The organism is Pseudomonas sp. FSL R10-0056 (genome assembly GCF_009600105.1).
Taxonomy (GTDB): domain Bacteria; phylum Pseudomonadota; class Gammaproteobacteria; order Pseudomonadales; family Pseudomonadaceae; genus Aquipseudomonas; species Aquipseudomonas bubulae.
Window position 1 is genome coordinate 91,071 of the sequence record NZ_WIWL01000215.1, and the last position, 12,822, is coordinate 103,892.

General features: G+C 58.4%; 11 protein-coding genes. 4 read left to right on the forward strand and 7 right to left on the reverse strand.

The genetic code is table 11. From position 1 onward, the window contains the following. Window positions 1-72 precede the first annotated feature (72 nt). Complete coding sequence (locus tag GHO42_RS21170) at window positions 73-1,602, reverse strand: hypothetical protein (RefSeq protein ID WP_095019242.1); 1,530 nt, start codon at window positions 1,600-1,602, stop codon at window positions 73-75. Between the two features lie 476 nt (window positions 1,603-2,078). Here GHO42_RS21170 and GHO42_RS21175 point away from each other — a divergent pair, with 476 nt between their 5' ends. The 4 genes from GHO42_RS21175 (at window position 2,079) to codA (ending at window position 7,380) form a co-directional block, all read left to right on the forward strand. Beyond that, window positions 2,079-3,308 carry a hypothetical protein gene (locus GHO42_RS21175; RefSeq protein WP_153326817.1) on the forward strand — a complete coding sequence of 410 codons (1,230 nt, stop codon included), beginning with the start codon at window positions 2,079-2,081 and terminating at the stop codon, window positions 3,306-3,308. Between the two features lie 354 nt (window positions 3,309-3,662). Then, the gene (gene codB / locus GHO42_RS21180; protein ID WP_153326819.1) at window positions 3,663-4,928 is read left to right on the forward strand and encodes a cytosine permease; all 1,266 of its coding nucleotides are present in this window, start codon (window positions 3,663-3,665) and stop codon (window positions 4,926-4,928) included. After that, window positions 4,925-6,148 (forward strand): PucR family transcriptional regulator, encoded by a 1,224-nt coding sequence (locus tag GHO42_RS21185; protein ID WP_095025893.1) that lies wholly within the window; start codon window positions 4,925-4,927, stop codon window positions 6,146-6,148. Before codB ends, GHO42_RS21185 begins: the two co-directional genes overlap by 4 nt. Continuing rightward, window positions 6,145-7,380, forward strand: a complete 1,236-nt coding sequence (gene codA, locus GHO42_RS21190) for a cytosine deaminase (RefSeq protein WP_095019237.1) — start codon at window positions 6,145-6,147, stop codon at window positions 7,378-7,380. Before GHO42_RS21185 ends, codA begins: the two co-directional genes overlap by 4 nt. A gap of 156 nt (window positions 7,381-7,536) precedes the next feature. Here codA and flgE read toward each other — a convergent pair whose 3' ends face one another. From flgE to GHO42_RS21220, 6 genes are all read right to left on the reverse strand, one after another. After that, a complete protein-coding gene (gene flgE / locus GHO42_RS21195; RefSeq protein ID WP_153326822.1) occupies window positions 7,537-8,865 on the reverse strand; it encodes a flagellar hook protein FlgE in 1,329 nt (442 codons plus the stop codon). Window positions 8,866-8,894: 29 nt separating this feature from the next. Beyond that, window positions 8,895-9,620: a flagellar hook assembly protein FlgD gene (gene flgD, locus GHO42_RS21200; protein ID WP_095001822.1), complete on the reverse strand. Its 726-nt coding sequence runs from the start codon at window positions 9,618-9,620 to the stop codon at window positions 8,895-8,897. Between the two features lie 15 nt (window positions 9,621-9,635). After that, window positions 9,636-10,082, reverse strand: coding sequence for a flagellar basal body rod protein FlgC (flgC, locus tag GHO42_RS21205; RefSeq protein ID WP_095021373.1), 447 nt, complete (start codon window positions 10,080-10,082; stop codon window positions 9,636-9,638). A 3-nt stretch (window positions 10,083-10,085) separates the two neighbouring features. After that, window positions 10,086-10,493 carry a flagellar basal body rod protein FlgB gene (gene flgB, locus GHO42_RS21210; RefSeq protein ID WP_016782175.1) on the reverse strand — a complete coding sequence of 136 codons (408 nt, stop codon included), beginning with the start codon at window positions 10,491-10,493 and terminating at the stop codon, window positions 10,086-10,088. Window positions 10,494-10,942: 449 nt separating this feature from the next. Next, window positions 10,943-11,770, reverse strand: coding sequence for a protein-glutamate O-methyltransferase CheR (gene cheR / locus GHO42_RS21215; protein WP_153326825.1), 828 nt, complete (start codon window positions 11,768-11,770; stop codon window positions 10,943-10,945). Between the two features lie 45 nt (window positions 11,771-11,815). Continuing rightward, window positions 11,816-12,748: a chemotaxis protein CheV gene (locus tag GHO42_RS21220; protein ID WP_095001825.1), complete on the reverse strand. Its 933-nt coding sequence runs from the start codon at window positions 12,746-12,748 to the stop codon at window positions 11,816-11,818. Window positions 12,749-12,822: the final 74 nt, after the last annotated feature.

Below are 12,822 nucleotides of genomic sequence, written 5' to 3' on the forward strand. Positions count from 1 at the left end.
CCCCCGTTAAACCCTGGCAACAGGTGGGTTTGACGGGGGTTTTGTTTTTTGGAGGGGTGGGGAGTTACGCGGTCATTTGCGCCAATCGGCTATCTGCTGCGCAGTGGCGTAGAAATCAACGCCAGCACCCAAGGCTTGCTGCCCATCCGGCTGATTGTGACGTAACCCCTCAAGCACTTGAGCATGACTGCGACGGAATTGCCCAAGCTGTTTTGCACCTTGCGGGCTGGCCGTTTGCGCTGCTGTCTCGATGCGTTGATACAAGTCCATCTGATTGGTAGCCGCCAGGTTGGTGGGGACATAGGGGCGATTAGCCGCAACGGCCTCTGCAATCGGGAATGTTTCGGCAAAGGTATGGTAGCCGCCAAAGTTCATGAAGGCGGCAATACCCAGCCCGGCCGCCAGCACCATGTGTTCATTGCCATAGATTCTATCCGGGTTCAACGTGTTGAGCGCCAGCAGCACGTCACAGGTACTGCCGGATTGCGCCCCCGCAGATGGCAGACCCTTGAGGTTGGACTCCATTGCGAATGTGCCAAAGGGCTGCCAGCGATTGATACCCACGCCATGCAGCATTGAAAAATGCTCCAGCATGCCGGTCAGGCCTTGCTGGGAATAGGCTGGCGGCACGTTCTCCATTTCAGCCTCTGACATGGTGAAAGGCCGGGTCAGGTCTGCAATCGGCGCACCTTGACGGGGAATTGCATTGAGATTCTGATTGCGATCACCCAGCGCTTTGCGCAAGGCGGCCTGCTCAGTGCTGTGCGGGTCGACCGTGTTCTGTACCACCAGCCCAAACCCCATCTTGAGCTTGGCCGCATCTTCATAAACTCCCTTCACCGGCCGCAACTCCCCGCCGACTTCCACCATAGGCATCCGTTCACTGCGGGCACGACTGAGCGGATTGTCAAAGGCCGGCGTACGCGTCTTGCTTGAAAACTCCTTGAAACGATCAGCGAACTGATCTGCCTGCGCATCAAGACCAGCCTCACGCAGCAAGGCCACGCAAGCCGCGGTATTGGCTTGTTTGTGCTGCGCATAGAGCCCGGGTTGACTCTCGTCTTCTACGGGGGCCATCAACTGGCACATCGTGCTGCCAAAAGCGCTCGACGCACGGATTTTAGTCAGCAGGTCAACATGGTTTTGCTTGTCGAACCCTTCTGTACATCCGGCCAGAGGAGTCTGCAGCGTGTTGATCAACCACGGTTGCAGCGCCTGCCCGGGTTTCATCTGCCGACCAATCTGGTCGGACTGTGCTGCCAAAGGCTCGATGGTGGCCTGCAGAACATCGCGCAACGGCTGCTCCCGTCCCTTGTAATGGACGGCAAGCCCACCCGCCACGCTTTGCTCGCTCAACCCCTGACGCAACACCGTTGCCAGTTGTGCGGCGTGCTGGTCGAACACTTCACCTATCCTGCCTGGCTGGTTCAACAAGGCCATGCTGGCGCCCGCTTCAAAAAACTTGCTGTTGGTGATCATCTGTCTTTGTACATCCGTCAGGGCAACACCATGGGGACTGCTTTGAGCAACGGCATCTGGCTTACCTTGACTGTCGATGCCATATACCGCATCGAGCGATGTACCTGACCTGGAAATAAACATGATGCTCACCTCATTAATAGTGCACTTGGATAGATGGGGCATGGAGAAGGCACGCACAGGCTCGCAAACCAGTAGCAAACCTGGCGACGCAACAGCCATTGGGCCGCAAACTTTGCCCTTGAACTAAAAACAAAACAAATATCAAAGTGTAAGAAAATAACAAGGAAAGACGAACAGCCCTCTTAATTATTAGCGTACTGAACCGAATACATACTCACATCCAATAAACACTTTCACGGCAATAAAGACATGATGCCTTATCAATAACACTTGCGATCTTTGTACCTGTTAACCCCCGGTAACAGTTCGCTTGCACGTTGTGGAACCCGCCCTGCAGCCCGGGCCACAGACTGCGAGACATGTAATGGACTGCACGGTCGCCGATACCCTCCCTGCTCCCGGAGTGTGTTGCTTGACCGTTCACATGTTGTTTCCCACGAAGGATGACCACCATTCGATCGAACGAACGAAAACACATGAAAGATCTCAGCTCGATTTCCCCCTTCAGGTTTACCCCCAGGGACAGCGTTGCCCGGGGGACTTCACACATCAGCGCCGGCGCCATTCCCGCCGCCCCACCTTGCTGTACACCCAAAGAAATATACGATCGTGTCCACCAGGAAATATCCCGGCGCTATCTGTCATTCGATCAAGGTAAGGAAATGGGATTTGCCGGCAAGGCCGGAGTAACCGGTGATATCGACTTCATTACCAAAAAAGATTTGATTGGCATACTGCGACACTTGAAAGAGGATGAAAGCGCACTGCAGGAGAGCAAAAAAGACTCTGCTCGGACTCAACTTTTCGACAAGATTTATTTGATGTCCGGGGACAAGGAGACAGGCAGAAACTGGAATTTAAGACTCCACAATTACAGTGTGCGCGGCACAGGGCTTGGAGGCGAAGACATCCCCCACCGTCATCGCTGGACGCTGGCCAGCAATGTGCTTACTGGTGGTTACAACAACGTCAATTACGAAGAACGCAGTGTCTCGCAGCCCCATGACCCCAAAGACAAATTCAACAAATACGTGCTTGGCGCATCGAGTGCGCAAACAACCCAGGGCGCCAGGGGGGCAACGCTTGTAAACGAAGCCGTGATGGTTCCCTTCAAAAATGAAATTTATGCCAAGGGTGACATCAATCATTTCCCGATTGCCCTGCCGCACAGTGTTGATACAGCCCCTGCCTATATGGGGACTACATTGACCCTGGCCCACACGGGCGTGCCGACGACAGATACGTCCATTGCTTATTACAAAGAAGCGTTCACCAGCTTGCCTTCACTGCACTTTGAAAGTGTCGAGGCCTTCAAGGCGTCCATTGACCTGCGCATCGCGCAACTTCAGGTGCTGGACTTGCAGGACAACCTGAGTACGTTCCTCAACGCCAGGCAACAGAACAACCAGCCGTTAACCCCCGACGAAACCCGGCACCTGAGGGATACCCACGAGTACAACTATGTAGAAACATCGTTGCTGCCGGCCCTGGCCATTTACAACATGGAAAAAATCAATGGCATCGAGCACCGGGAGTTCTCGGCCGACACGGCGAAATTTCTCGATAGCCAACTTTCACAGATCAATCAACGTGTACTTAACACCCTGATCGAAGGTAACCAGACGGACCTGATGGACCAGCGCCTTTCCCTGGTACTGGAGCCCGGCGCTTTCGCCCAGGCCATGGCTGAAAGACAGGGGCAATAAACCTCGATTCGCGGATCCGCAGCGATAGCATTGCGTTCTAACTGTTGGGCACTGTGGGAGCGGGCTTGCCCGCGATTGTCCTGTTACACCGCAGCGATCCCGTCGCGAGCAAGCCCGCTCCCACAGAACGTGTAACCATCACCCCGAAACAGTGCGCCCGCGCCACAAAATGAATCACTCTGCACATTCTTCAGCCTGATATTCGCTCGCCAATAGGCACTCTGCACACCCGCCCATATGCCGTGTGCCCGCTTTTCTCCGGTTTACCCGCCCTGACAAAACAGGCCCGCTTATTGCTCTGGCTCCTGTGTGCTACCGATATCGGCGCACCCATTCGAGGCGGAGAAATAGACCATGAGTTCACCCGGCGATTTTCCTTTGAGCGAAGCCCCGCGTTCAGCGCGCAAGGGGTTGTTGTCGATTTCGATGGTGCTGTTCAGCTTTACCTTCTTTACCGGCACCATGTTCGCCGGTGCCAAGCTGGGCATGGCCTTCAACTTTGTCGATATGCTGTGGATTGCGGCCATCGGCAATACCCTGCTGGCGCTGTATGCCGCCGCCCTGGCCCTGATCGCTTCGCGCAGCGGCCTGAACACGGTGCTGATGGGACGCTTCTGCTTTGGTGAGGCCGGTAGCCGCCTCTCGGACTTCCTGCTCGGTTTTGCCGAGCTCGGCTGGTACGCCTGGGGCACGGCAACGGTGGCCATCGTGCTGGTGAAGATGCTCGGCCTGGCCGAAGGCTTCACTCTGCCCTTGATGGTGTTTTTCGGCATGGGCTTCAGCATCACGGCGATCATCGGCTACAAAGGCCTGGATGTGCTGTCGCGGGTTTCGGTGCCGCTGATGTTTGTCCTGCTGATCGTCTCCATGTATATCGCCACGCAGCATGTCGGCGGGTTTTCCGGGCTGGCAGCGGTGATCCCGGAGCAGACCATGACCGTCTCGGCAGCCATTACCATGGTCTTTGGCACCTTCGCCAGCGGTGCCACCCAGGCCACCAACTGGACGCGACTGTCGCGCAGCGGACGCATCGCCGTGACCGCCAGCGTGGTCAGTTTTCTGCTGGGCAATGGCCTGATGATCGTGGCCGGCGCCTGGTGCGCCATGGTTTATCAACAGGCCGACATCGTCGAAGTGATGATGCTGCAAGGTCTGTCGTTTGCCGCCGTAGTCATGCTGTGCCTGAACCTGTGGACGATCCAGGGCCCGACCATCTACAACGTGGCCGCTGCCACCTGCCATCTGGTGCGCAGCGAACGCCGGCGCACCATGACCCTGCTCGCCGCCGCCGTGGGCGTGCTGCTGGCGATGGGCGGCATGTATGAAATGCTGATTCCGTTTCTGGTGCTGCTGGGTTCGGTCATCCCGCCCATTGGCGGCGTGATCATGGCCGACTTCTGGTTTCGCCATCGCGGCAAATACCCGGCCCTGGCCAGCGTCCAGTTACCTCGCTACAACCTGGCAGGGCTGACCGCCTATGCCGTGGGCGCCTTGCTGGCCTATTTGTCGCCATGGATTGCGCCCCTGGTAGGCATTGGCGCATCGGCCATCGTCTATATCGTGCTGCTGAAACTCAGCCGTCAACCGGCGGTGCTGCCCACCGCCCAGGAGCCCCTTTGAGCCTGACCGTTGAAGAGATCCTGGCCCTGCCCGGCCTCGAAGAGATGACCCTGCGGGCCGGCGCACGCAACCGCCAGCGCAGCGTGCGCTGGTCCTATGTGGCCGAGAACGAAGGCATCGCCGGCTGGGTCATGGGCGGTGAGCTGGTGTTTGTCACCGGGATCAACCACCCCCGTGACGAGGCCAACTTGCTGCGCCTGATCGACGAAGGCAGTGACTGTGCGATTGCCGGACTGGTGATCCTGACCGGCGAGACCTTCATCCACAGCATTCCCCCATCGGTGATTGCACTGGCCGAAGCCCGCGGCGTGCCCCTGATCGAGCAACCGTACTTGCTGAGAATGGTCATCGTCACCCATTTGATTGGTACTGCACTGGTACAAATGGCCCAGACCAAACGCTCGCGCCACGACATTCTGGCGCAACTGCTCAGTGGCGATTACCCCAGCCTGGCCACCCTCCGCCAGCGCGCAACGCACTTGCAGCTGGCGCTGGACCAACCGTGCCGCCTGGTTGCGCTACGCTTGTCAGCAGTCAGTGTACTGTTTGCCAGTCACGCACCCGAGGAGGCAGAACGCCTGTTGCAACACACCCGCCAGACCGTACAGGATCACCTCGACGTGTGGAGCCGTGCCCTGCCCCGCGCGTTGCCGGTGATCGTGCAGGGTGATCTGTTCATCCTGTTGCTCGCTGAAGACAACAACCTGCGCACAGAACTGGCGAGCCTGTATCGAGACTTGCAGGCCATCATCGGTAATCTGGCGCTGTTTATGGGGCTGGCAGGCAAGGTCGAGGATTGCGCCCATTATCACCGGGCCCTCAACGAGGCACGCCAGGCGCTGGATGTTGCAGAAAACCTGCGCCCGGCCACCGGCCTCTGCGATTTCAGCGAACTGGGCGTGTTGCGTCTGCTGCAGGCCGTGGGCGAACGCTCGGTGATCGAGGCTTTCGTACAGCAAACCCTGGGGCCGCTGATCGAACCCAACCGCAAGCAACCCCATACCTTGATCGATACCCTGGATGCCCTGCTCCAGGAGAACGGTAACGCACTCAAGGCCGCGCAACGCCTGAGCATCCATCGAAATACCATCAATCAACGCATGCAACGCATCGAGCAAAACAGCGCTCAGTCGATCGATGACCCCCTATTCAGAATGAATGCTTCGGTGGCCCTGCTGGTGTGGCGCATGTCCGAAGCTCAACGACAGGAACGACCATGAAGATCATCAATGCCACACTGCGTAAAACCTCGGGTCTGCACACGGTCACCTGTGAAGGTGCGCTGATCAGTGCCATCACCCTGCAGGCAGGCAGCGTGCCGGCGCAAGCCGGCGATATCGACGCCCGCGGTCAGTTGCTGATTGCGCCTTTTGTAGAACCGCATATCCATCTGGACGCGGCCCTGACCGCCGGCCAGCCCGAGTGGAACCTCAGCGGCACCCTGTTCGAAGGCATCGAACGCTGGGCGCAGCGCAAGGAAACCATCACCCATGAAGACACCAAGCAGCGTGCCCACGCCACTGTCCGCATGCTGGCCGAACACGGCATCCAGCATGTGCGCACCCATGTCGACGTCACCGATCCAACCCTAGCTGCCTTGCGGGCGATGATTGAAGTGCGCGATGAAACCCGCCACCTGATCGACCTGCAAATCGTGGCATTCCCCCAGGAAGGCATCGAGTCCTATGCCGGTGGCCGTGAGCTGATGACCCTGGCCGTGGAGCTGGGCGCCGATGTGGTGGGTGGCATCCCGCACTTTGAAAACACCCGCGAGCAGGGAGTCAGTTCGATCAAGTTCCTGATGGATCTGGCCGAGCGCACGGGGTGCCTGGTGGACGTGCATTGCGACGAAACCGACGATCCCCACTCGCGCTTTCTTGAAGTGCTGGCCGAAGAGGCCCGGGTACGCGGCATGGGCAGCCGGGTGACCGCCAGTCACACCACAGCGATGGGTTCGTATGACAATGCCTACTGCTCCAAACTGTTCCGCTTGCTCAAGGCATCAAAGATCAACTTTGTCTCGTGCCCGACCGAAAGCATCCATTTGCAGGGTCGTTTTGATACCTTCCCGAAACGCCGTGGCGTGACCCGGGTGGCCGAAATCGACCGTGCCGGCATGAACGTGTGCTTTGGTCAGGACTCGATCAAGGACCCGTGGTATCCGCTGGGTAATGGCAATATTTTGCGGGTGCTGGATGCAGGGCTGCATATCTGCCACATGATGGGTTTTGAAGACCTGGCGCGCAGCCTGGACCTGGTCACCGACAACAGTGCACGGACGCTGAATCTGGGTGAGGGATACGGCATTGCAGTGGGTCGCCCGGCGAACCTGGTGGTGCTGGATGCCGACAGTGATTACGAAGCGGTGCGCCGCCAGGCCAAGGCGCGGGTATCGATCCGCGCTGGCAAGGTGCTGATGACGCGGGTACCGGAGCAGGTGGAGTTCAGCTGAGACCCGCGACGAACATGGTGGGAGCGGGCTTGCTCGCGATGGCATCAGCCCGGTTTGCCTGACATGCCGCAGCGTCTGCATCGCAGGCAAACCAGCTCCCGCAGGTTATATATTGCTCACGCACCCGATGCCCGCAGGATCATGATCGCAGCGCTATCACGTCATCTGAATGATGGTCTGCATGATGGTGCTTTGGGTCGAGATGGTTTTGGCGTTGGCCTGGTAGTTGCTCTGGGCCTTGATCAGGTCCACCAGCTCACTGGTCAGGTTAACGTTGGAATCTTCCAGCGAGTTGGACTGGATGGCGCCCAGGCTGCCGACCTTCGGTGCGTCGTAGCCCGCCACGCCCGAGGCGTAGGTCTCTTTCCAGGCCGTGCCGCCCACTGGTTGCAGACCCTGCTCATTGGTAAAGCTGGCCAGGGAAATCTGGCCAATGGCACGGCTCTGGTTGTTGCTGAAGTTGGCGAACATCACACCCGAACCGTCGATGGTCAGGTTGTTGATCTGGCCGGTAGCGTAGCCGTCCTGGGTCGGCGGGTTGCGCGAGGTGTCGGTGTTGTACTGAGTGGTTTTGGCCATGTCGATGGCAATCCCGGTGTCCTTGGCTGCCGCGCCGTTGGACGCCCACTTGCCATTGACCATGGCGCCCGGCATCCAGGTGCTGACGGTCAGGGTGTTGCTGACGATATCGGGTTCGCCGGCCACCGGGTTGGGCGTCGTCACACTGGTCAGCCCGCCGGCTGAGTCGAATTGCATGATCGAAGCCACCGGCGCCTTTGCGCCGTCTCCGCTCACTGCGCTGCCATCGGGGTTGCGACCGTCAATCAGGGTGTAGGCCTTCCAGGTATTGGCACCGGTCTTGACCATGTACTGGTCCATCGGGTGTGGATTGCCCTGGGTATCGTAGACCGTAGTACTGAAGCTTTTCGTATAGGATTCGGCTTTGCTCGGGTCGAACGGGTTGGCGGTCTGATCAATCACCGCAGCGTTGGAATTGAGGTTGATCGTCGAGTCCACCGAGCCCGTCGCCTTGGGCGCCAGGTTGGAAGTATCGATGCGCAGGTCGGTCAATACGCCATTAACGATATTGCCATTGGCATCCACGCCATAGCCCTGCAAACGCGCAGTGCCGTCGGAGCTGGTCACGAAGCCGTCCTTGTCGGCCTTGAACGTACCGGCGCGGGTGTAGCTCAGGGCGCCGTTGTCGCTGAGCACGAAAAAGCCGCTGCCCTGAATGCCCATGTCCAGCAGGTTGCCGGTGTTGTTGACCGCACCTTGACCAAAGTTTTGCGAAACCGCTGCCAGGTTTACGCCACTGCCGATGGTCTTGCTGCCGGTACCCAGCTTGCTGGCCGAGTAGATATCGGCGAATTCCGCACGCGAGGCCTTGAAGCCGGTGGTCGCAGAGTTGGCGATGTTGTTGCCGGTCACGTCCAGCTGCTTGTTCGCCGCATAGAGGCCGCTAAGGCCGATATTGAATGACATGTTTCTCTCCTTGAGGCGTATGAGTCGGCTTACAAGCCAATGGTCTGGACTTTGGACATGCCAATGCTGCCCAGGCCTGCGAGGTTGAGCATGATTTCACCGCCGGTCTTGCTCAGGGTCACGCTGTTGACCGTGGCTGGCAGATAGGTGGTGAGCGCCGTGGTACCGGCGTCGGTTTTGCTGGATGCGGTGAAGGTGTAGGAGCCCTTTTCCAGCAGCACACCCTCGTCGTCCTTGCCATCCCAGGTGAACTCCGCGTTGCCGGCTTTCTGGGTGCCCATGTCGATGGTGCGAACCACCTCACCGTCGGCATTGGTGATGGTGATAACGGGTTTGGAGTCAGCATCCTTGACCACCACGGTGCCGTTGAAGGGCTTGTCGCTGGCCGGATCCACATAGGCTTCGCCGGTCTGCACGATCACCGAACGCCCCACCAGCGACGAGGCCTGCAACGCCTGCGAAGACTGGAAGTTGCCGGAGATCGAATTGACCGTATCGTTGAGCGTGGTGATGCCTTCCAGGCTGCTGAACTGCGCCAGTTGCGCAACGAACGCCGTGTTGTCCTGCGGGTCCAGCGGGTTCTGGTTTTTCAGCTGGGTGACCAGCAGTTGCAGGAACGCATCCTTGCCCAGCGCCGTGTTGCCGGATACCGCCTTGGAGGCCGCCGCCAGGCTGGTGTCAGTGGTCTTGGCCTGGGCGGAGTTGGCGAGTACCTGGTTAAGGGTCAAGCCGCTGGTGGAATCGGTCACACTCATTTGCGTCGCCCCTTATCACTGACCGAGGGTCAGGACCTTCTGCATCATGGTTTTGGCGGTATTCATCAGCTCGGCGTTGGTCTGGAACGAACGACTGGCGGAAATCATGTCGGCCATTTCTTCAACCACATTGACGTTGGGGTAATACACATAGCCCTTGGCGTCGGCAGAAGGATGGTTGGGCTCGTAGCGGGCCTGCAACTCGCTCTGGTCTTCAACCACACCCAACACCTGCACGCCCTGGCCGGCGGCGTCCTGGTTCTGGAACAGCGAGTCGCCGCCGCTGCTGCCTTGCGCACCTTGAAACATAGTGGCAAACACCGGGTGGCGGGCGCGGTAGGTCTGGTCGATGCTCGACGACACCGTATCGGCGTTGGCGATGTTGCTGGCCACGGTGTTCAGGCGCGTGGTCTGGGCGCTCATGCCGCTACCGGCAATATTGAAGACACTGGATAGAGACATGGATCACTCCCCGCGCAGGGCCGACATCAGCCCTTTGAATTTGCTGTTGAGCAGGGTGAAGCTGGCCTGGAAGTTGACCGCATTCTCTGCATAGTTCGACTGCTCAAGCTGAGCGTCCACGGTGTTCTGATCGATCGACGGCTGCATCGGCGTGCGGTACAGCAGCGACTCGTCGCCGCTGCTCAGGCCCTGGGCTTCGATATGGCGGGTGTTGGTCTTGTTCAACGCAAATGTGCCGTTCTGGTTTTTGTCGTTCTGGGCGGCGAGCACAGAGGCGAAATCCAGATCCCGAGCCTTGTAGTTCGGGGTATCGGCGTTGGCGATGTTGTTGGCCAGTACTTCAGCGCGCTGGGCACGAAAGCCCAGGGCCTGTTCATGGATACCAAGCGCTTTATCGAAGCTGATGCTCATCTCGAAAAACCTTTGTGGGCTGACCTGAGAATGTGGTTCAGGTTTTACATGACAGGGATAGAGCAAACCCCGTGCCAGTTTTTACAGCCCCGTAACACAAGGGTTTGCCGGGAGGCGGGAGATGGCAATGGCAAAAAAGCGGCAATGCTTGACCGCTGACTGCCGGTTTTCTGCCGCTTTGCTTTGGATTCGTCGTAGCAGTTGCCGAAGGAACGAGGCTGCGTTCGGCGACGAAGTCGTCGTAAAAACCCTGGTAGCCGGGTTTGACTGTTACACCGCAGCCCCTAATTTTGCGACTGCTTCGCAGCCGAACGCAGCCTCGTTCCTACGGCAGCTACAGGAACACTGCAACTGTGGGAGCGAGCCTGCTCGCGAAGGTCGTTCGCGAGCAGGCTCGCTCCCACAATAGGGCTTGACCGGCAACAGAGTATCTACGGGGTTTTCCCAGCCTATTTCGCCTGGTAAATGATCCCCGGACTGCATTGCACCATCTGGTAGTGGTCCGGCAAGCCGTTGAGGGCTTCAGAGGCGCCCAGAAACAAATACCCGCCCGGCTTCAAGGTGCTGTGAATGCGCAGCAGGATGTCTTTTTTCACTTCGGCCGAGAAGTAGATCAGCACGTTGCGGCAAAACACGATGTCGAACTTGCCGAAGCTGGCGTAGCTGTCCAGCAGGTTGAACGGGCGAAACTCCACGCGGTTTTTGATCGGCGCCTTGATCACCCAACGCCCCGGTCCCTTGGGATCGAAATAACGTTGCAGGCGCTCCGGTGACAGGCCCCGGCCAATGGCCAGGTTGTCGTATTCGCCGGCGCGGCAGGTGTTGAGCATCTGCGCTGACAGATCGGTGGCAAAAATCTGCACGCCGGCTTTGAGCTGCCCAAGGTTGCTGCGCTCGAATTCGTCAATCGCCATCGACAGCGAGAACGGCTCCTGCCCCGAAGAGCAGGCCGCCGACCAGATACGCAGGCGCTGGCCGGGGCTGGCCTTGATTTGCTCCGGCAACACCTTGTTTTTCAGCACTTCAAAGGGATAGGTATCGCGAAACCACAGGGTTTCGTTGGTGGTCATGGCATCGACCACCTGCTCGCGCAACCCGCTGCGCGGCTGAGCCTGGATGCGTTGAATCAGCTCGCCCAACGACTTGATGCCCTGCTGCTCCATCAATTTGTTGAGGCGGCTGGAGACGAGGTACTGCTTGTTCTCACCCAGCAAAATGCCACAGGCTTTTTCCAGGAATACCCGGAACTGTTCAAAATCCAAATTAGCCGTCGACAAATGATCCTGCCTCTTAAATCGTTTTGACCGCCAAGGGCTGCGCCCCTAGCTGTGGTCTGCTGCTTTGATCCGGTCAACTACCCGGGTTGCCAGGTCATCAGGGCGGAACTTGGCCAAAAAGTCATCGGCACCGACTTTTTTGACCATCGCCTGATTGAATACCCCGGACAACGAAGTATGCAGAATGATGTGCAAGTTTTGCATCCGCGGGTCGTTGCGGATTTCAGCTGTCAGGGTGTAGCCGTCCATTTCCGGCATCTCGATATCCGAGATCATCATCAGAAACTCTTCAGACGGGTTCTTGCCCTCGTCCACCAGCTTGCGCAGGTAGTCGAGCGCCTGGCGCCCGTCGTTCAACGACACCACTTCAACACCCACCGATTGCAGGCAACGGGCAACCTGCTTGCGCGCCACCGACGAATCGTCAACGGTCAGCACCCGCAATGACAGCGCCTTGCTTTGGGTTTCAACATCCACCACGCCCTGGCTGATGGTTTCAGACGATGGCGAGACTTCTGCCAGCACCTTTTCCACGTCGATGATTTCGACCAGTTGCTCGTCCATACGGGTCACGGCCGTCAGGTAATGGTCGTGACCGGTGCCCTTGGGCGGCGGATGAATGTCTTCCCAGTTCATATTGACGATACGCTCCACTGAACGCACCAGAAAGCCCTGGGTCTTGGTGTTGTACTCGGTGATGATCACAAACGGGTTACTTTGATCCTTCAAGGCTCCCGCGCCGGTGGCCATCGCCAGGTCGAGAATCGGTATGGTCGCGCCGCGAATGCTCGCCACACCGCATACCACGGGGTGGGACTTGGGGATCAGGGTCAGCTTGGGGCATTGCAGCACCTCGCGGACCTTGAACACATTGATCCCGTAAAGCTGTGGCCCATCCAGGCGAAACAGCAACAGCTCCAGGCGGTTTTGCCCCACCAGTTGAGTGCGCTGGTTAACCGCATCCATCACTCCGGCCATACTCAGCTCCTCTTAAAAACTTCAAGTTTCAACCCGCATATTCCGAAAACGGCACGGGGCTTGCTTTTTATCGG

Bases quoted from the DNA above. Each gene is read 5' to 3' on its own strand.
- flgB (WP_016782175.1), bottom strand. From the start codon at position 10,493: ATGAGCATCAGCTTCGATAAAGCGCTTGGTATCCATGAACAGGCCCTG.
- GHO42_RS21170 (WP_095019242.1), bottom strand. From the start codon at position 1,602: ATGTTTATTTCCAGGTCAGGTACATCGCTCGATGCGGTATATGGCATC.
- GHO42_RS21175 (WP_153326817.1), top strand. From the start codon at position 2,079: ATGAAAGATCTCAGCTCGATTTCCCCCTTCAGGTTTACCCCCAGGGAC.
- GHO42_RS21220 (WP_095001825.1), bottom strand. From the start codon at position 12,748: ATGGCCGGAGTGATGGATGCGGTTAACCAGCGCACTCAACTGGTGGGG.
- codB (WP_153326819.1), top strand. From the start codon at position 3,663: ATGAGTTCACCCGGCGATTTTCCTTTGAGCGAAGCCCCGCGTTCAGCG.
- codA (WP_095019237.1), top strand. From the start codon at position 6,145: ATGAAGATCATCAATGCCACACTGCGTAAAACCTCGGGTCTGCACACG.
- flgD (WP_095001822.1), bottom strand. From the start codon at position 9,620: ATGAGTGTGACCGATTCCACCAGCGGCTTGACCCTTAACCAGGTACTC.
- flgE (WP_153326822.1), bottom strand. From the start codon at position 8,865: ATGTCATTCAATATCGGCCTTAGCGGCCTCTATGCGGCGAACAAGCAG.
- flgC (WP_095021373.1), bottom strand. From the start codon at position 10,082: ATGTCTCTATCCAGTGTCTTCAATATTGCCGGTAGCGGCATGAGCGCC.